Here is an 18281-nt window from a genome sequence, read left to right as displayed (position 1 = left end):
AAAAGCATGCCGCTCTTGCTGCGGATCAGGGATCCTTTTCAGCTTAGCAAGAAATAGCTTTACCGCAGCCAGTGACCAATCACGAAACGGAGGTGAGCCAGATTCAGGAGCAGCCACTACCAGACAGATTGAAAATATCTCCATTTTTGGTTTTTTATTTAATTATTTCTATGCAAATTGGCATTGGAGTTCTTGGCTATCAGAGAAATATCGCAGAGAATGCAGGCTTTGATGCCTGGATTTCCATTCTGTTTGCCGGGGGATGCATACATGTCCTGGTTTGGATGATATATAAAATTGCCGAAACGGTTGATGGGGATTTTGTGACAGCCCATACGTACCTTTTTGGCAATTTTATCGGCAAAGCAATCAGTTCCATTTTCATAGGGTACTTTTTTTTGTATGTATTAGCTATATTACGAACCTTTATCGAAGTCATTCAAGTGTGGATGTTTCCGGATCTGAGCACTTTCTGGTACTCTTTTGCCTTCATGATACTTTGTGTTTACATCATTTTTGGCGGGTTCAGAACGGTAGTAGGGATAGCCTTTTTCGGCCTGGTATTGCCCGCTTATCTCCTCCTCACCTTTGGCTTTGCTGTTAAATTCTCTAATTTCTATGAGCTTCTCCCAATGTGGGATCATTCAGTGAAGGACCTTCTTGTCAGTTCCTATAAAATGTCACTTACCTTCATTGGATTTGAAATTGTTTTGTTCACTTATCCTTTTATAAAGGAACCTAAGAAATCCAAAAAGTGGGCCCACCTTGCTGTTTTCACCACTACCTTAATCTATACAGTGCTGGCAGTCATTACCTTTGCCTATTATTCGGAAGAACAGCTTGCTAAACAGGTTTGGCCCACTTTGACCATGTGGAAAATCGTTGAAATGCCATTTGTAGAACGTTTTGAATATATCGGAATTGCAAACTGGAATTTAATTATGCTTCCGAATGTGTGTATAGCCATTTGGATTTGTTCCAGGCTAATTAAAAGGATTTTTAATATTAAGCAAAAAATCGGTGTGTTTTTTATTGTCGGTGCTTTATTAATTCTGATTATCTTTGTTGATTCACGTGAAAAGATTAGTGTGCTTAATGACTATTTTGGAAGGGCAGGGTTTGGCTTTACATTCATTTATATCCCCTTGTTCTTTGTCGCCATCATGATTGCCAAGAAGGTAAAAAAGAAAGGGAAAAAGAAAAAGAAGGGAAAAGGATAATGGGGATGTAAGCAGTGGAACGTAGAATCCGCAGCGGCTAAGCGCCAAGGAGGCTCAAAGCCCGCCCGCGTTAATAATTATAACAACTATTTATATGAAAAGAGCATTTTAAAGCCTCCTGACATATGAGTGATTTTGCGTTCTTATGCATGGCTTCAGGACCGTCTCATTCTTTCAGGAGGCAATTTTTTTATTCTAATCCCCCGCATTACAGGATGCTGCATCTTTAGCATAATAATTATAGCAGCAAAAAGAGAGAAAGGATTTCTCCTCTCGAAGATACAGCCAGTCATATTGCCCTTGGTCGTCTATCAGCTATAATTACCATACCGGACAACACCAGAGACCATTAACAGCATTAACGCAAAAATAACTATCGTGCCGATAGCAGCTAAAACATTAAGGATTGTATTGGCATTTGTACTAAATAGCCTGCGCAATACAATATAAATCCCAACTCCAATAATTCCGCCTAATGTATTCCCCAGAAGGTCAGTTATGTCACTGCCTCCTATCGCAAAGATAATTGCAGTACTTCAAATAACAAGCTGGCACCGGCTACAGGCACTACCTTTTTCAAGAACGACCAATTTGGCTTCAGCATGCTGATATAAATGCCAAATGGTATAAACGCAAGTACATTTAAGATGATTTCATTACTATCGATTCGCCCTTCAGCATTAGCCGAACCTGCAAAAGGAATGAAGTTGATTTCCCTAAAATCCGTGAAATGACGCAAATCTTGGATTGAAGACTGCATTTTGAAGGGAATGATCCATATTAACACCAATAAATAGATGGCCAGCAGGACAGCCGTTATTTTAGTTTGATTCTGTTTCATACTTTCCATTGATCCCCTTATCTCCTCTATACGGTACTTAACGTATTTTCCATTCACAAACCATTGACAACTCATTCTCTTTTAAATGTGCAGTAAGATTGCCTCGCATCTTGGTCATGAGACTTTTAGCGATCGCCAATCCCAATCCTGTGCTTTTTTCAGTTCTTGTTTTGTCCCCTTTGTAAAACCGGTCAAAAAGATAATGGATATCTTGTTCATTCAGCTGATCAACCTGGTTGCTTATGATCAGTTGGACAGCTGCAGGCAGTTTTTTAAGGCGGATGGAAATGTTCCCCTTTGAATGTTTAATGGCATTGACCACTAAGTTTTCGATCACTCGTTTCACGGCAGAGACGTCCCCGATGATCGATATCTCTTCTTCCGGGATTTGAAGAGCAGGCTCAACGCCCTGCTGATTGAATTGCTCATAAAACCCTACCAGGACTTCTAAAAGAAGATGGTTCAGCACCATTTTTTCAGGTTTTAGTGGATAATCAGCAGATTCAATAATGGACAGCTCGAAAAAATCTTCCAACAAAGCCTTTAAACGTAAGGCCCCCCCTTTTACAACAGAAGTATACTCTGCTTTTTTCTCTGAGGATAATTCGTCTGATTCCAAAAATTGAATATACCCTAAAATAGACGTCATAGGCGTGCGGATATCATGTGATATATTCGCAATCGCCTGCTTCAATTCATTTTCTTTACGGCGTTTTTCTGCATTTGCCTGTTTGGTTACATCAATTTGCTGGTTGATTTCTTTCACAAGGTTTTCGATATCCTTGTCAAAAAAAGCAAGATCGAGTTTTTTCTCTGTTACACCCTTATTTAACTCGTGCAATTGCTTTCCAGCTCTTTTTATTTCTTTTTTCAGCAAATAAAGACGAGTGAGAATAAATACAGTTATGATGATTAAAGTGACAGCCAAATAAACGATGATTCCCACCCGCTTTCCTGCTTACTTAATTTCCTTCATTAAAAATATAAAACTGCCGATTAGCCCAGCAGCAACATAGGTTATCAATGGGACCAGCAACATCTTAAGGAATTCTCCAGACCCAAATTCAGGTTCTGAAATATCCAGATAAAGCTTAAACGCAGAATGATTATAGATGGTTTCAAATAACGAAAACTCCTGGCCCAGCATGTATAAAATACTGTCAATCAAAATAAAAAACAAGATTAGAAACCCAATTGTCTTTCCTGCATCCGTAAATATGCTTGCAGCCAATGCCATTATAGATGAGAATGCTGCTGCATATAGGATTGTTAATCCCAATGTTCGAAGAAAAAAACCTAAATCCGGCATGTCATGAAATCCAGATAATATCGCTGTAAGACCAGTCATCACAACAGGGAATATCACTGAAATAATGGCCGCTCCTAATGAAAAGACAAATAATTTAGCAGAAAAGAGACGAAACCTGCTATTCCCGGAAGCACCCATGCTTTTCATTGTACCAATTGAATATTCGCTGGAAATAAAGAAGCCTGCGAGAATACAAGGAACTAATCGTACAATATAATTATTTCCTCCAAGAGCTGTAGACGTGTAAAGATCTTTCACCGAAACCGGATCTGTTCCAAATGCTTCATCAAAGAAGATTAGCATTGGATAAAATACAGCAGCTGCGATAAGCCCAAACACCAATGTCCAAAATGCCCGGTCCTTCCTCAGTTTAAACAACTCAAATTTCAATAGATTACCCATGCTGAACACCACCGATCCGATTGGTAAAATAGGTTTCCAGGTCCTCACCCATCGGCATAAATTGCTCGATCAGCAACGCATTGTCTGTAAGTGCTTTTGATACTTTACTTGGAGCTTCAAGGTGGCTGTAAAGCTTTATGGTCCCATCAGGCAGAACCTCATAATGAGTGGTCCCGAGAACGGTCTCCATGATAGTGGCTGCTCTGTCTGGATTATCCACCTTTATGTGAATATACTGCTGACATTTTCCATTCAGCTCGCTTGCCGTTAATTGCTCCAGCAATTCCCCTTTATGAATGATTCCGTAGTGGGTGGCGAGTAAATGAAGTTCACTTAAAATATGACTTGATATCAATATTGTAATTCCATATTCCTGATTGAGCTTCTTCAATAATTCTCTTATTTCCACAACACCCATTGGATCAAGTCCATTAATGGGTTCATCGAGAATCAGGAATTCGGGTTCACCTAACAAAGCAATTCCGATCCCAAGCCTTTGTTTCATCCCTAATGAAAAATTCTTTGCTTTCTTTTTTCCTGTATCCTGGAGTCCAACTATCTCAAGTGTTTTTTGAATACATTCCTTCCCGGGAATCCCCTTTAACAGCCTGTGCGCTTCCAGATTATCAGCAGCATTTAAATGCGGGTACAATGCTGGACCCTCTATTATCGTCCCAATTCTTCTTCTGGCCTCAATCAGCTCTGTTTTATTACTTTGCCCGAACAGCTCGATCTTCCCTGTTGTTGGAAAAGCAAGTCCTGTTACTAATCGAATTAGTGTTGATTTACCTGCACCGTTTTGCCCGATAAAGCCATAAATGGACCCTTTGTTTATTGTAAGATTTACTTTATTAAGGGCCAATTGGTTTTTATATTGCTTGGTTAAGTTATTCGTTCGAAGCACGAATTCCTCCATATCGTTTCCCTCCTTTATGTGATGCTTTTAGTTTAGAAAGGAAATCATAAAAAAGAGTTAAGAAAAGTCTTAAGAAAATCTTAAGTTTTTAATTTATATCCTACTCCCCAGACAGTCTCAATATAGTCTTCATGCGGATTCGCTTTCGATAGTTTACTCCTGAGATTACTCATATGAACGCTGATGGTGTTGTCATCTCCATAGTATTTCTCATTCCACACACTCTCGAACAAATTGGCTTTCGTGAAGACTTTCTTTGGAGACGACAGGAGTAACGTTAAGATGGCATATTCCCGTGCTGTAAAAAGAATCTCTTTTTCGTTGACAACTACTGTTTGTGATTCTGTATTGATTCTAATATCTTTATAGGTCAGCTCTTTAATATGTAAAGTCTGATTCATGCGCCGATATCTGCGCAGATGGGAATCAATCCTCGCTGATACTTCTTCTATATCAAACGGTTTCGTTATATAGTCATCTGCTCCTGTTCGCAATGCCTCTATTTTGGTTTGCTGCTCACTTTTCGCCGATATGATCATAACCGGAACAGGTAACTGCTCACTTATTTTTTCAAGAAGCTCTTCTCCTGACATTCCAGGGAGCATTAAATCCAGCAGGACCATATCCCAGCTGCGTTTTTCCAAGTATAGCATCGCTTCGGTTCCAGAGAATGCAGGCTGTGGCCTATATCCGCTATTTCGTATAATGTTACATAACAATGTATTGATATCATTATCATCTTCTACAACTAAGATGTTTATTTCATTTTCCATATGATCGACACCTTACAATTAATTTAGCGACTCCTATTTTATACCACTACCGTGTGAATCGCCATTTTAATAATATGAGATTGATTTTTTTTTGAACGACCGTACTCAAATTAAAACATGAGTAAAAATTATCAGACAACTAACCAAAAGAATTGTCGTGGAATATGTGATAGCGACTATCACTTAATATGAGTACGCTTAAGCCTCAATAAAGAGGAATTGCTGGAGATAATCTTATTCATTCAAGTACTTTACGGCTTGCCAGGACTAAATAGTTCCACTCCTTCAAGCTCAAAAATCTCGAAAAAAAATGCTTCAGGTATATATTTAATCCAACCTTACTTTCATAGATCAAAACCGGCAGCTGTTAAAGATGTCGAAAACATTATTATTCTTCGTCAAAGCCTATTAATTGCACTTCGAACTTATCATCCTCAAAACTGACCATAGCATGAATCCTGTTGTCCTCATTCCCCTTTTCGTATCCAAAGAGAAAGATTTCGGTGCCATTTGTGCGAGTAGTAAACTCATGCTCATTTATAACGACATTCATCCCCTTTTTCTCGTTGAAATACTGAACTGCGGATTCAGTAGACTTCTCTATGATTCTTTCTTCTTCTTCCTTAGACATATCACTACACCCCTGCAAAATTAATGCTGCCATAATCAATAACAGGATTCTCTTTAACATCTCCATTCCCCCTACCACTTCGGACCGGAATTAATCTCAGCCCGCATGAGCGAATCCAGCCTCTTTCTAGTCTGGATTATATCATACCGTTTGTCTTCCAAACGATGAATCTTTTAAGAGAGCTCCAGGAAGAAATCTGCCGACCATTGACTTGCCCGTTCTTTTGCTTTTCCTGCTTTCCAGCTATATAGCTGTTCCATGCTATCCCTGTATTTAAGCTGAGTCTCTCTAAGTTTTCCTACGAAAGTATCAAGCTCACTTTCAGCAACACTATGATTTTGAATGTCATTTAGGTATTGAGATATATTTTTTTCATCCATCATACCAGCTTATCCGCCTCTTTAAATTCTTTTGCTGCAAATCTTAAATAATGGCTAAACTTTAACGTTTCTTCATTCAGTCAGTTCTCTAATCTTGTTATTTCATTAAGCAATTCATAGCCAATCTCAATCGTTTAGAAACTCCATACATCTCCCAATCCCAGCGGAACCGTTTTCCCTCTTCTAATCTTCCGCTGCTTTTGGTAAACCAGAATTTAGTAGTAATCGAAGGATCGATAAAAGCTTCAAAGACCTCATGAACAGGTTTTCTGATAAGCATTTCTACTTTTGAAAATGATACCTCGTTTAGGTTTGTCATTATGTATACTCCTTTATATCCTTTCAAATAATAACAAGATTATCCTATTCTTATATATATTTTCATATATAAACGAGCCAAAAAAAACGGCTTTGACAGTTTCACAAAGCCGTTTTTCTCCTATTGTATGTATTAACCGTGATGTCCTTCAGTATAAATTTGGAAGGTTACATCGAATTTATCTTTAATGACCCCGTAAGCAGGACTAAAACTAGTTTCTGATATCGGCATTAGAACTTGTCCGCCATCCTGTAAGGCTTCAGAAACTTGTCGCGCTTTGTCCGCATTGTCAAACGTAATACAAATAGTCACCAGGTTTCCCTCTTGAGCTGGCTGTCCTGGGAATGTATCTGAAAACATAATCGCTGATTCTCCAACCCTTATTGTACCGTGTGCTACAAGGTCCTTTGCATCCTCTGGTAAAGGAAAATTCGGGTCAGCAGGCATTTCACCGAACGTAATCACTCCTAAATTCTCGGCACCAAATACCTTTTCGTAAAATCCAATGGCTTCTTTTGCATTTCCGTTCAGCTGTAAATAAGGAATAAATTTCATTCTGTCAGCTCCTCTATCATATTAGAAGTAAGCACTCCAAGTAATATTATAACCAACACGCATAAAAAAGACACTAAGATTCTGAAAATTATAAATGTTTAGCTATTTCAAATCTATATACAAATTTGATACAATCAAATAGATTCTATAAAAGGAATGATTCGAATGAAGAAAGCAGACAACCAAGCCTCCTAAATTTACGTTAATATAAAAAGTTTAGGAGGCATGTATAATGAACTTTCATAAAATTGATTTAGACAACTGGAAAAGAAAAGAGATATTTAATCATTTCTTGAACCAGCAAACAACTTTTAGCATGACCACAGAAATTGATATAAGCAATTTATTCCGCCACATAAAACAAAAGGGATTTCTACCCAACATTTATTTTCTTAGCAGCAACTGTCGTAAATTCAAATGCAGCATTTAGAATGGCTTACAATAGTGATGGAGATTTAGGTTATTGGGAAAAGATAGATCCCCTATATACGATTTTTAATCGTGAATCTGAATCATTCTCTGGTATTTGGACGCCAATAGCGAATAGCTTTGAAGTATTTCATGATATGTACCTTGCTGATGTAGACCAATTTAATGGTACAGGAAAACTGTTTCCGAAAACCCCTATTCCAGAAAACACGTTTAGTATTTCGATGGTACCTTGGACCTCATTTACCGGGTTCAACTTAAATATCAATAATAATAGTAATTACCTTCTCCCGATTATCACAGCAGGGAAATTTATTAACAAAGATGATTCCATTTTTTTACCGCTGTCTCTGCAGATCCACCATTCCGTTTGTGATGGTTACCATGCAGCAATGTTTATGAATGCGATTCAGGAATTAGCTGATTGCCCAGATGACTGGATTAAATAGAAGAAAAAAGACCGGCTTTTTTAAAAAAGGATTCCGTTTTTTGAGGTGCTTTTCTAAAATTCCGCATCGAAATATTAGTTCTCTTGACATCTTAAATGACATATAAAAAGCAAAACTCGCCCCAAAACCGGGCGAGTTTTCTTTGTAATGAATTTCGATTCTTCTTAAACTAAAGCCCCCGATAGTTTAAGTGGAATTCTTCACAATCTTTTAAGTGGTAGCATACAAGAAATTAACATTTTTACTTTCTTAACTAACCGCCCCTTTAGTTGAACAAAAAAAGCCGCCTGATTTAGCAGCTGATCTTGAACAAAAGCCCCCTATTGTTTAAGTCATCCATTCTTAATATAACTCCATTCCTTTTAATTTGTTGCTCCAATATTTGAATGGATTAGAAACTCCTAAAAGAAAAAGGATACTAAACCATAACTGGGTGAATTTTTTATAAGAAATTTATTCCACTCCACTTTCCAAAATCCTAAAAGTCCTCTTTTCACAATTAATTTCTGCCAATGCTCCATATGGCAGTATGAACTTAGGTTCAGTATGGCCAAAATTCAAGTTATAAAGAATCGGCAAATCCTCCAAATCAAATTCATTCATTACTTTTTGAATTATTTCTTTATATTCCTCATAATACTTCTCATCTTGTGGTTTACCGAAAATGATTCCATTTGCTTTTTGTAGAATGCCTTGTACAGCGTAATTTCTCAGCCAATACTTAATATGATCTGGTTCTGGTTTTTCTTCCGATGTTTCAAAGAATAGTATGCTATTCTCCCAATATTTTATTTCAGGCCAAAGTTCTGTTCCTTTTGCAAACTCTAGTACCTCGATACAACCACCAATCAAATTTCCTTGTGCTACACCTGAACCTTGCAGTACCTCGTACCCTAAATTTGCCTGCATTGTTCGTCTCTGGTTCTTAAGCTCTTCTATCCATTCTAACCGCTCACTGGTCCATTCAATAGCTGGTTGAATTTCACCAATTACCTCATTTGAAAAGAGTGTTCGATTCACCATTTCAATCGTATATGGATCCATCTCCACATTTTCAGCAAAATCGGTTAAAATTGCTGGACCATAATAAGAAGAAATTCCGGCTTTAAGACAAAATAAATGTGAAATGGTCACATCAGAGTAGCCCATAAATATTTTCGGGTTTTCACGTATAACATCAAAATCAATATAGGGAAGTAAGCGAATACTATCTTCTCCACCAATATTTGCAATGATTCCTTTTATACTCTCATCCTTAAAAGCGTTCATCAAATCTTCAGCACGCGCTTGTGGACTTTTGTAAAGATAGTCTCCCCCTTTCAAACTATTTGGCATTGGAATAACTTTTAGTCCAAACATATCTTCTAATCTCTTTACACCTTGTTCATATCTCCATCTAAGTGTTGGTTCACCTGCTCCTCCCCAAGAAGGACTTACTGTTGCAACATAATCTCCCGGTTGCAATTTTTTTGGCTTAATTAACACATTAACTCCCACCCTTTAAATAACTGGATAATTTACGTATGGAATTATTTTATATAATCTGATGGTACCACTGAATCCATATTGTGGAAATAACTTTTTGAACTAACTGCCCCGTTAGTCGAATAAGAAAATGGATTGCCGCAGCACCCCTCCCTCTTTAACTCTTGCATCCGTTCGTTTAAGTGTAAAAACTCACAAACACTTAACTTTCTAACAAAACTTGAAAATCTTTAACATAAACTGCATTTCCAGTAATTTGAACATCAAATGATTCCTTATTTTTGGCAACTTGTACTACAATCCGACCATCTTTTTCAATTTCATGACCTTGTTCAACTATTAGATTTAAAGGTTCTATTAAATTGGTTTTTATGTATTTTGCATAATAAGCTCCCATTACCCCAGAAGCTGTACCAGTTACTGCATCTTCAATTGTTCCTGAATATGGTGAAGAGAAGTGTCGAGCGTGCATATCAGCATTAGAATCATACGTTTCAAGACAAAAAGGATGAACAGATGATTTTGGCATTTCCTTTAAAATTTTAGGAAACTGCTTATTATTTGGTTCCATTTTTTGAAAAGCATCAAGTTGTTTTATCGGTATTAGTAGAGTCCAGGTACCCGTACTTCCATAAAGTATTGGTAAATCATCATGAAGGTCTGATTCATTTATTCCTATTGATTTTGCTAAATCTTCTTTTGAACCTGTAAAGTCTTTGAATTGTGGAGGAGCCTGTTTCATCGTTATAAGTATTTCGCCATCAATAGATTCGTTAATTTTAATTGGTAGAATGCCAGCGTTTGTTTCGATTGTTAACTCTGTTTTATCCCCCAATATCCCTTTACTTTTTAATGCATAAACAGTCGCAATTGTGGCATGACCACATAAATTCATTTCATGACCTGGTGTGAAAAACCGAATTCTATGGTCAGCTACATCCGATTTAATTGGAAAAGCAGTCTCATTAAAGCCAACTTTAAAAGCTATCTCTTGCATTTCTGTTTCTGATAATTCAGCTCCATTTAACACTACTCCAGCAGGATTTCCCTTATTAGGTTCTTTACTAAACGCATCATAATGATAAACTGTTATAGATTTCATAACCCATCCCCCTAAATTCAAATAAAGTCTTTTTCATTATTTTACCATTACTTTTTAATTTCTTGTTCAACTACCCTGTCCCTTTTGTTAAATAAGAAAAAGCCGCCTAGTTTGGCAGCTGTTCTAAATATATGCAACAGTTAGCTTAATAAGCATTATTCTTCTTCAATGTCATCACCATCAACCAACGTATCATTTATTTGCGTTATGACAGTTCCTTTTGGTAAGTTCGCAATAAATTGATCAAGTGGAAAATATTTTTCCTCGTTGGAAAATAAATAAAAACCAGCTCCATCGTGAAAAACAGTAATAAAACTAGTTTCTGCTTCTATTTTGAAGGTCGGAATGGACCGTTTCCTTTTTCTAAACCACTCAATAACTTCCTCAGCTTTGAACTTTAAATTGTCGGAAAAGGAAATTGAATAAAACTCATTTTGAGTTGGAAGCCAATATGTTTCATTTATTAATTGAGCTAAAGAATCCGAATCATCAATCTTAGTAGTAAAGCAAGGTGGGTGATATTGGTGTTTCCCAGAGAAATCATAATAAAATCGCTTTTCTTTAAGGATGTTTAACCTAAAATCGATATTATTCTGTTTTAAAAAAGTGATATATTCTTCAGCTTGTTCCTCATAAACAATAAAGGTAATAAATAATGGATACCTATTTTGCTGAAATAAAAAATCCAGTAAAAAGTTTTTATTTTCATCCACATAATTTTCCCCATCAGCACCGACAAAATAGGCAGAATCCAATTTTCCATCCAATCTTATATAATGTCCTAAATTATCGAGAAACTCGTTTGAAACTGGTTCTTCTACAATCCATATTTCCGCCATATTTACTCCTCAGTATTTATTAAAGTCTGATTTTCTTTGATACTTACAAATGTTACAATCAAATTCTCCAGCTTCCTCTATTCCTTAAAACCTTCTAAGAGTTATATTTACACAAGAACAGATAGTATTCCTTCTTTAACTAACCTGCACCGTTAGTCGAATAAGAAAAAGGTCTGCTGGACCTAACTGGATATTCAAGTCTTGCACTCTTTAGTTAAAGAAGAAACTTTATTCGATCCCTTAAAGAAGCTTACACTTGCTTAAGCCCCTTTGTAGGATTCGATGCCTAATTCTTTTAAGTCCTTACACATTTATAATGTTCTTCCTGTTGCAGCAACAACATTTATTCCTTTGTTTTTCAATGATTTAATAGCTTCAATAGCCGAGTATGGAATGCTGCCATCTTCATGGCTTGTAATAGTTTAATAGGTCCTATAAAAAAAGAGCAACCAGTAAAAACTGGTTAACTCTATAATACGAACGCACCCCGTTAGTTTAAGTATCTAAAGAAATTTTTAATTGCATCCATACGTATCTTATGACTACAATCCTCGCAACAAAAAATCTTAGCCTTATTTTCCTTAAATTGTTTATAATTTAGTGAACCTTCGTATACTCTGAATATCCTTTTACAACTATAACAAAGTACCTCATAGTAAATCATTAGATCCTCCTAAGCGACACATTACTTTTTAGTTGATTTATCGAAGATTGTAACCAGTTCTCTAGTGTAATCCTTAACATCTAAATTAGGCTTTCTCGTTAATTCAAGGGTGAACCCGTCAATGGCACTTCTTATTGTTAACGCCATCACTCTTGCTGATGATTTGGTAAATTCTCTGAAAACTCCTTCTTGCATCCCTAGGGTAAGAATATTTTCAATCGGAAGTAGAATAGCTTCATCATGGTCTGCTGCAAACTGAAGTTTACCATCAGCAGTTCTCTTATTAGAAACCGTTTCAATAACAGCGAAAACATGCTGGCGATTTTCATCTATAAATGTAAGGTTGGATTCAATATACACCCGAAGCATGTCTTTAGGAGATTTTTGAGCTTCTATTCTTGGAGCAATATAGGCTTGCCAAGCCAAATAGTATTCGATAGGTATTTGCTCCAATAAGTCCTCTTTATTTGCAAAGTGATAAGAAATAACCCCCTTACTGATATTTGCACGCTTTGCAATTTGTCCTATAGAGGCTTGAGCGTAACCTACTTCTGCGATTGTTTCAATCGCACATTCCACAATTTGAGCTCTGCGGGCTTTTTCGATGAATGATAATTCTTTTTGGTTAGTTGGTTTGTTTTTTTTACTCATGCACTAATTTTAGTACAGTCGTACAAACAGTTCAAACAAAAAAAAACCATTTAGTTGAAGATTATCTAAATGGTTTTATGCAAATATCCTGGACCATTAGTTCAATAATACCTTAGTCCATAATATGGCCCGATTGTTGAACACAAGTTGAACATCGATCTTCAACTAAACTGCCCCGTTCGTATTATAAGGTTAGCCAGAATGCTAAATATTTCTGGTTGACCTTTTTTTATTGGGTCTTATTATATCAGTAGCCAGGGTAGAACGTAACTGCTCGTGGGGCTTAGACCCCGTCAGCTAAACGGTTCGCCCCCTACTTGTAGAAACATGATTGAGGCTGGTTGGGACTTTGATCTCGTATAACAAGCGAAGCTGTGACACTGCAAGGAGAAATTAGGGGTACTGGTAAATTACATGTTTAGGAGGAGGATTTAGAATGAATCCAGTCGTTGGTCTGGATATTTCAAAAGGGGAAAGTCAAGTTCAAGCATTTTTAGATAAAGGCAAACCATTCAGAAAGAGTTTTAAAGTATCTCATACAGTTGAAGGGCTAAGTTATCTTGTATCGTTTCTGGAGGATGTGAAAAAAGAGTCTGGTAAGAAGCCTTCAATCATTCTAGAAGCTACTGGGCACTATCAAACTCCTGTTGTTCATTATTTGGAAGAACGAGGTTATTTATTGATTATTATCAACCCGTTGATTTCATACAAGGCAAGAGGCTCAAGTTTAAGAAAAGTAAAGACAGATGCTGTAGATGCCTATCTTCTTTGTGAGTTATTCTACAAAGAGGAGTTAGAGCCTTATAAAAAGAGAGGTGTTCAATTATTAAACCTTCGAAATCTTACAAGACAGCATGAAAATATTACTGGAGTAACAATTCAAACGAAGCTTCAATTTCAAGCTGTTCTTGAACAAGTGTTTCCAGAATATAAGGGGGTTTTTGGAGATTTATATTCGGTGGTATCACTCTTAACGCTTTCAGAGTTCCCCTCTTCCGAGGATATTATTAAAGCAAGTGAAGAAACAATTACAGATAAGATACATGAATTATGTAAAAGTCGATCAATTAGGTGGGCAAAAGAAAGTGCGATTAAACTTAAGGCTGCGGCAGCTCGTAACCCTTTTGAAAAGACAGTCTACCAGAGTCATATTTTAAGCCTTGGTATGTATATTAATATGATTCTTCAATACAAAGAGCACCTATCAAAGTTGGAGTCGGAGATAGATGCCCTCGCTAAAGAAATTGAAGAATATAATATTATCAAATCTATCCCTGGTATCGGGGAAAAAATCGCTGCAACGATTATTTCAGAAATTGGAGAGATAGATCGATTTACTAATCCTAAAAAGCTGGTAGCTTTCGCTGGAGTTGATCCAAGTGTATTCGAATCTGGTAAGTTTACAGCCACAAAGAATCGAATTACAAAACGAGGGTCAAGTAGGCTTCGTCACGCCTTATATATGGCTGTTCGTTGTGCGATTCGTGATTGCCGTAAAAAGAAAACAACGGATGAAATCATCCCTCGCAACAAGAAAATGCGAGAGTTTTACGACAAGAAACGTGGCGAAGGAAAACCCTTTAAAGTAACTGTAATTGCATGCGTAAATAAACTCTTACATTGGATATTTGCCCTTTTAAAGAACAGAACCACTTTCCAAGATTTAGCTTAGAACCAAAAATAAACTAAATAACACAAAACCTTCCAAAACCAGAATAACGGAAGGTTATTTGGCATGCACATTTTTAGTATAGCATGAGATATTTTAAGTTTTTATTGAAAAATATTGACAAACTATTAGCTGGTTTAGTTGAAGAAGAAAAAAGAGCTAAATATCCAAACTGAATATTCAACTCTTGCCCCCGTTACTTAAATTTTTTACCCTTCACCGTAATATTCAGCAAAATGTAAAAATCCAAATTTCCTTACAAGATAGTTTCTTAACTCTCCTTGAGTAGCTTTTTCAATTGGTGGTTTTGTTAGGGTATATGCTTTTGCATTTAATTCAGCAAATCTAGCCTTATCTACTTCATTATGAAATTCATCATCAATAATCACTGATGTTAAAGCAGCCTTTGGATATCCCATAAAAAACACTTTTGTCCTTATTGCCGTATCTGGTTTTGAGTGTAATAATAAAAAAATTATTGCAATAACTACTAAAAAGACTACCTCTTTCTTTACAATTAACTTTTTGATGGACCTCATTACTTAAATAAATACCACCTTACTAAAAATATATTTAACTTTCTGCCCTCTAGTCGAATAACAGGCTGCCAATCCTCAATGAATTTAGCTCCTGCCAGCTATTATCTCTTTAGTTCATAAGGAAAAAGCTACCTAGTTTGGTAGCTAATACTGAACTAATATATTCTATTAAGAGTAAGTAATCCCCTTCCTAACATATGGGACTTTTATTCAACTAATCTGCGCCCTCGTATATTATTATTAACCAGATTTTTTCTGGTTTTTAAATCATTATACCTTTCCACAAGATATAATGATCGTATTCAGATAGAGGTTGTCGCTCGCGCCCTTGAAGCTACGTCTTCGTGTTAAAGACTGGCACCTCTTTCTTTATAGAACTATTCGAATGAGCTGGATGACACATAGTTGTCGTATATCGAACGAGGTTGGATATCTATAAAGTAAAAGAGGACCCCTTCCATCTGGATAATAATATTTAGGTGGTGTTATGTAATGTTTTATCTTGGCATTGATATTGGTAAACGTCATCACGAAGCTGGTTTGATTAATGAAAAGGGAAATCCCATAGGTAAAACCTTACGCTTTTCCAATTCCAAATCAGGAAGCGAAAAACTACTTGAATATTTAAACCGCCATGAGATTACACCTGATAATTGTACTTGTGGTATGGAAGCTACAGGACATTATTGGCTTTCCGTCTTCTCTTTTCTACATAAGCTTGGATTTAAGATTACTGCGTTTAATCCTATGCAGTCAGATGCCTTGCGCAATTTTTATATTCGCAAGACAAAAACGGATGTAAAGGATGCTTATCTTATTGCTCAAGTGATTCGAATTGATTCTCCAGACGAAACACCGTTTGTTGAGGAAGATTTGCTTCAACTTAGACAATTAGAGCGTTTACGTTATTCTTTAGTTGATCAAACTTCAGATGTTAAAAGGAAAATAATTGCGTTATTAGATCAGGTATTTCCTGAATATGAGGAGATATTCTCTGATGTTTTTGGCGCTTCTTCTACTGAAATACTTCTAAAGTATCCCTTACCAGAAGATTTATTAACCATTGATACAGACCAACTCGCTGAGTTACTCTACCGAGTCAGTAAAGGACGTTATGGTCAGTGGAGGGCTCGAAATAAAGCAGAACAATTGAAAGATAGCGCACAGAATAGCTTTGGCATTTCGATTGGTACAGACGTGTTTAAAATGCAAATACACCTGTTGCTTGAACAGATAAGTTTGTTTGAAAAGCAGCTAACGGAAATTGAAAATGCCATGATTGAACTCTCCAATCAACAAGAACATTTTCTCACGACGATCTCGGGTATAAGTGATGTAACAGCTGCCGTTATATTAGGTGAAATAGGCTCCATTAGCCGTTTTGAACGCCCTGGACAATTAGTGGCTTTTGCTGGACTAGATGCTTCCGTTCATCAATCTGGTGACTTTAATGGATCTAGCACTAAGCTCTCAAAACGTGGTTCTCCTTACCTCAGAAGAGCTATATGGCAAGCTGCATTTGTTGCTAGTTTTCATGACCCGGCACTCTCCCTTTATTATCAAAAATTACGGAATCGAGGAAAAGCACATGGTACTGCTATTGGGGCAGTTGCTCGAAAACTAACCCACATTATTTTTGCAATTTTGAGAGACGGACAACCCTATCAACCTCGTCTTAACGAAACAGAAAATAATTAACCTATGATAGTCATTTTTTAAAAATCGGCGACTCTAGGTTTTTTTGTCATGCCTAAATTCTATGATAATTTTTCGTAAGATAATGCTATTAGTTACTTGACTTTTTATAGCTGGTCTTTAACAGAAAATGAAAAGCTGTCAGTGTGACAGATCAGTACCTACCATATTTTATTCTAATCCCCAAATGCAAATATCCGTTTCTTTTTCTGTAAGGCTTCAATACATAGTTCTTTTAGCTTTTCAGCAAAATATCTTATTTTTTGGTCATTTAGATTGTTTGAATGGTATTTTATCGATAAACGATCGCAAATAACTATTAATTGTTGTATTTTTTTTTCGGTAAAGATTTTATCGCCATACGGGTCTAATCCTATGAGCAAATCAATCTCCTTTTTAGGCCCCTTTTCATGATAGCGTTGAATATATCGTTCTTTATTTATTAGATAACCGTGCAATTCTTCATTGAACTTAATGATGTTTTCTGATAATGCTGCTTCTTTTCTTGTAATGCCGATTGCAAAATCTATTCCTGCACCACTACTACATAATCCACTAGTAATTGAAAGATCCAACAGAGAAACCTCATTATGAAATTCATCGAATACTTTTATACCTTCTGTTTCTATTAAGATTCTTGCATTATTTTCCCCATTAAGTTCGCAGTTAACAACTACCCTACTATCGATTAAATAAGAATCATTTAATTCTATTTTATAGTTGTGTAATTCATTAATATTCTTGTATTCCCTATCCTCTTTACGTTGTACCTGAAATTCTGTGCAATTTATGAAATTGCACCTTAACAAGGAAAAACCGTCTTTGTTATATTCTGATAAATCTATAGTGACTAAGCATCCATTTTCTTTTTTACTAATATTAAGTATTTTTCCTCCATAGAAATCATTTATTACATCAACTTGTATACGCTTATCCAAATCATTACACCTTTTCTTTAAATAATGTTTTTATATTCCTACTACTTTCTCCTTTACAAAAGTCCCGCATAATTTAATTTTGGAGAAAATCTCCATCTATACCAAAACAGAGTTTGTTAACTAAGGGCATTCAACCAAAAAATTAATAATCTACTAATCGTCTTTTTTGTGTTTATCTGGTGGTTTAAAAAATACATCTTCTCCTGGATCAAACCCTTCTGGGTCCCAATAATCATCTAAGTATTTCTCTTTTTCAAAAATATTTCGTAAAAAGGTAATTGCTTCTCGCCAAGTTGAGAAAAGGTGAAAAGAATATGGAGGTTCACCTATGTCATTCCAAACTGCCCAAGTTCTATTTGGTAGCTCAGTGGCACTCCATTGAGCATCTTCAGGAATACGGAAGACATAATATGTATTTTCATAAGCTGATTTCCAATCAGGAAAACCCATTTCAGAGGCAAATTCTTCATATCTT

20 protein-coding genes and 2 pseudogenes are annotated in these 18281 nt (G+C 36.3%); 4 read left to right on the top strand and 18 right to left on the bottom strand.

What is annotated here, in order from left to right; genetic code table 11:
• Positions 1-101: 101 nt before the first annotated feature.
• Positions 102-1220 (top strand): GerAB/ArcD/ProY family transporter, encoded by a 1119-nt coding sequence (locus NSQ49_RS23955; RefSeq protein WP_159865819.1) that lies wholly within the window; start codon positions 102-104, stop codon positions 1218-1220.
• 511 nt (positions 1221-1731) lie between these two features.
• Here the strand turns inward: NSQ49_RS23955 and NSQ49_RS23950 are convergent.
• The 9 genes and pseudogenes from NSQ49_RS23950 to NSQ49_RS23910 form a co-directional block, all read right to left on the bottom strand.
• On the bottom strand, positions 1732-2070 hold the full coding sequence (locus tag NSQ49_RS23950) for a VanZ family protein (RefSeq protein WP_251284615.1): 339 nt from the start codon (positions 2068-2070) through the stop codon (positions 1732-1734).
• A 28-nt stretch (positions 2071-2098) separates the two neighbouring features.
• On the bottom strand, positions 2099-3007 hold the full coding sequence (locus tag NSQ49_RS23945; RefSeq protein WP_311315957.1) for a sensor histidine kinase: 909 nt from the start codon (positions 3005-3007) through the stop codon (positions 2099-2101).
• Positions 3008-3019: 12 nt separating this feature from the next.
• Positions 3020-3772, bottom strand: a complete 753-nt coding sequence (locus NSQ49_RS23940) for an ABC transporter permease (protein ID WP_251284614.1) — start codon at positions 3770-3772, stop codon at positions 3020-3022.
• The gene (locus NSQ49_RS23935) at positions 3765-4688 is read right to left on the bottom strand and encodes an ABC transporter ATP-binding protein (RefSeq protein WP_251284613.1); all 924 of its coding nucleotides are present in this window, start codon (positions 4686-4688) and stop codon (positions 3765-3767) included. Before NSQ49_RS23935 ends, NSQ49_RS23940 begins: the two co-directional genes overlap by 8 nt.
• An 80-nt stretch (positions 4689-4768) precedes the next feature.
• Complete coding sequence (locus tag NSQ49_RS23930) at positions 4769-5461, bottom strand: response regulator transcription factor (RefSeq protein ID WP_159865512.1); 693 nt, start codon at positions 5459-5461, stop codon at positions 4769-4771.
• 388 nt (positions 5462-5849) lie between these two features.
• The gene (locus tag NSQ49_RS23925) at positions 5850-6152 is read right to left on the bottom strand and encodes a hypothetical protein (protein ID WP_159865509.1); all 303 of its coding nucleotides are present in this window, start codon (positions 6150-6152) and stop codon (positions 5850-5852) included.
• 113 nt (positions 6153-6265) lie between these two features.
• Complete coding sequence (locus NSQ49_RS23920) at positions 6266-6475, bottom strand: hypothetical protein (protein ID WP_251284612.1); 210 nt, start codon at positions 6473-6475, stop codon at positions 6266-6268.
• Positions 6476-6608: 133 nt separating this feature from the next.
• Positions 6609-6791: pseudogene (locus NSQ49_RS23915) on the bottom strand (polyketide cyclase); the annotation flags it as partial.
• Positions 6792-6923: 132 nt separating this feature from the next.
• Entirely contained in the window at positions 6924-7346 is a 423-nt protein-coding gene (locus tag NSQ49_RS23910; protein ID WP_251284611.1) for a VOC family protein, read from the bottom strand.
• A 232-nt stretch (positions 7347-7578) separates the two neighbouring features.
• Between NSQ49_RS23910 and catA the strand changes: the two are divergent.
• Positions 7579-8330, top strand: a pseudogene (gene catA / locus NSQ49_RS23905) (type A chloramphenicol O-acetyltransferase).
• Between the two features lie 347 nt (positions 8331-8677).
• On the opposite strand, the gene NSQ49_RS23900 reads toward catA, so the two are convergent.
• The 6 genes from NSQ49_RS23900 to NSQ49_RS23875 form a co-directional block, all read right to left on the bottom strand.
• Positions 8678-9709: a S66 family peptidase gene (locus NSQ49_RS23900; RefSeq protein WP_251284610.1), complete on the bottom strand. Its 1032-nt coding sequence runs from the start codon at positions 9707-9709 to the stop codon at positions 8678-8680.
• Between the two features lie 202 nt (positions 9710-9911).
• On the bottom strand, positions 9912-10811 hold the full coding sequence (locus tag NSQ49_RS23895) for a PhzF family phenazine biosynthesis protein (protein ID WP_251284609.1): 900 nt from the start codon (positions 10809-10811) through the stop codon (positions 9912-9914).
• A 155-nt stretch (positions 10812-10966) separates the two neighbouring features.
• Positions 10967-11650, bottom strand: coding sequence for a hypothetical protein (locus NSQ49_RS23890; RefSeq protein WP_251284608.1), 684 nt, complete (start codon positions 11648-11650; stop codon positions 10967-10969).
• Positions 11651-11961: 311 nt separating this feature from the next.
• Positions 11962-12069, bottom strand: a complete 108-nt coding sequence (locus NSQ49_RS23885) for an HAD hydrolase family protein (RefSeq protein WP_311315960.1) — start codon at positions 12067-12069, stop codon at positions 11962-11964.
• A gap of 71 nt (positions 12070-12140) precedes the next feature.
• Positions 12141-12314, bottom strand: a complete 174-nt coding sequence (locus NSQ49_RS23880) for a hypothetical protein (protein ID WP_019383338.1) — start codon at positions 12312-12314, stop codon at positions 12141-12143.
• 21 nt (positions 12315-12335) lie between these two features.
• A complete protein-coding gene (locus tag NSQ49_RS23875) occupies positions 12336-12965 on the bottom strand; it encodes a TetR/AcrR family transcriptional regulator (protein WP_251284607.1) in 630 nt (209 codons plus the stop codon).
• Positions 12966-13401: 436 nt separating this feature from the next.
• Between NSQ49_RS23875 and NSQ49_RS23870 the strand changes: the two genes are divergently transcribed.
• The gene (locus NSQ49_RS23870) at positions 13402-14637 is read left to right on the top strand and encodes an IS110 family transposase (protein WP_251171169.1); all 1236 of its coding nucleotides are present in this window, start codon (positions 13402-13404) and stop codon (positions 14635-14637) included.
• Between the two features lie 206 nt (positions 14638-14843).
• Here the strand turns inward: NSQ49_RS23870 and NSQ49_RS23865 are convergent, their stop codons facing one another.
• Positions 14844-15173, bottom strand: coding sequence for a hypothetical protein (locus NSQ49_RS23865; RefSeq protein ID WP_251157597.1), 330 nt, complete (start codon positions 15171-15173; stop codon positions 14844-14846).
• 492 nt (positions 15174-15665) lie between these two features.
• On the opposite strand from NSQ49_RS23865, the gene NSQ49_RS23860 reads away from it, so the two are divergent.
• Positions 15666-16871 carry an IS110 family transposase gene (locus NSQ49_RS23860; RefSeq protein WP_251285006.1) on the top strand — a complete coding sequence of 402 codons (1206 nt, stop codon included), beginning with the start codon at positions 15666-15668 and terminating at the stop codon, positions 16869-16871.
• 173 nt (positions 16872-17044) lie between these two features.
• Here the strand turns inward: NSQ49_RS23860 and NSQ49_RS23855 are convergent, their stop codons facing one another.
• Positions 17045-17806 (bottom strand): hypothetical protein, encoded by a 762-nt coding sequence (locus tag NSQ49_RS23855; protein WP_251285004.1) that lies wholly within the window; start codon positions 17804-17806, stop codon positions 17045-17047.
• Between the two features lie 153 nt (positions 17807-17959).
• Positions 17960-18256: a hypothetical protein gene (locus NSQ49_RS23850; RefSeq protein ID WP_251285005.1), complete on the bottom strand. Its 297-nt coding sequence runs from the start codon at positions 18254-18256 to the stop codon at positions 17960-17962.
• Between the last annotated feature and the right edge of the window lie 25 nt (positions 18257-18281).

Source organism: Cytobacillus sp. FSL R5-0377, from assembly GCF_038004385.1.
GTDB lineage: Bacteria > Bacillota > Bacilli > Bacillales > Cytobacillaceae > Cytobacillus.
The sequence above is the reverse complement of the archived record's forward strand: the minus strand, read 5'-3'. Positions and strand labels throughout refer to the sequence as shown.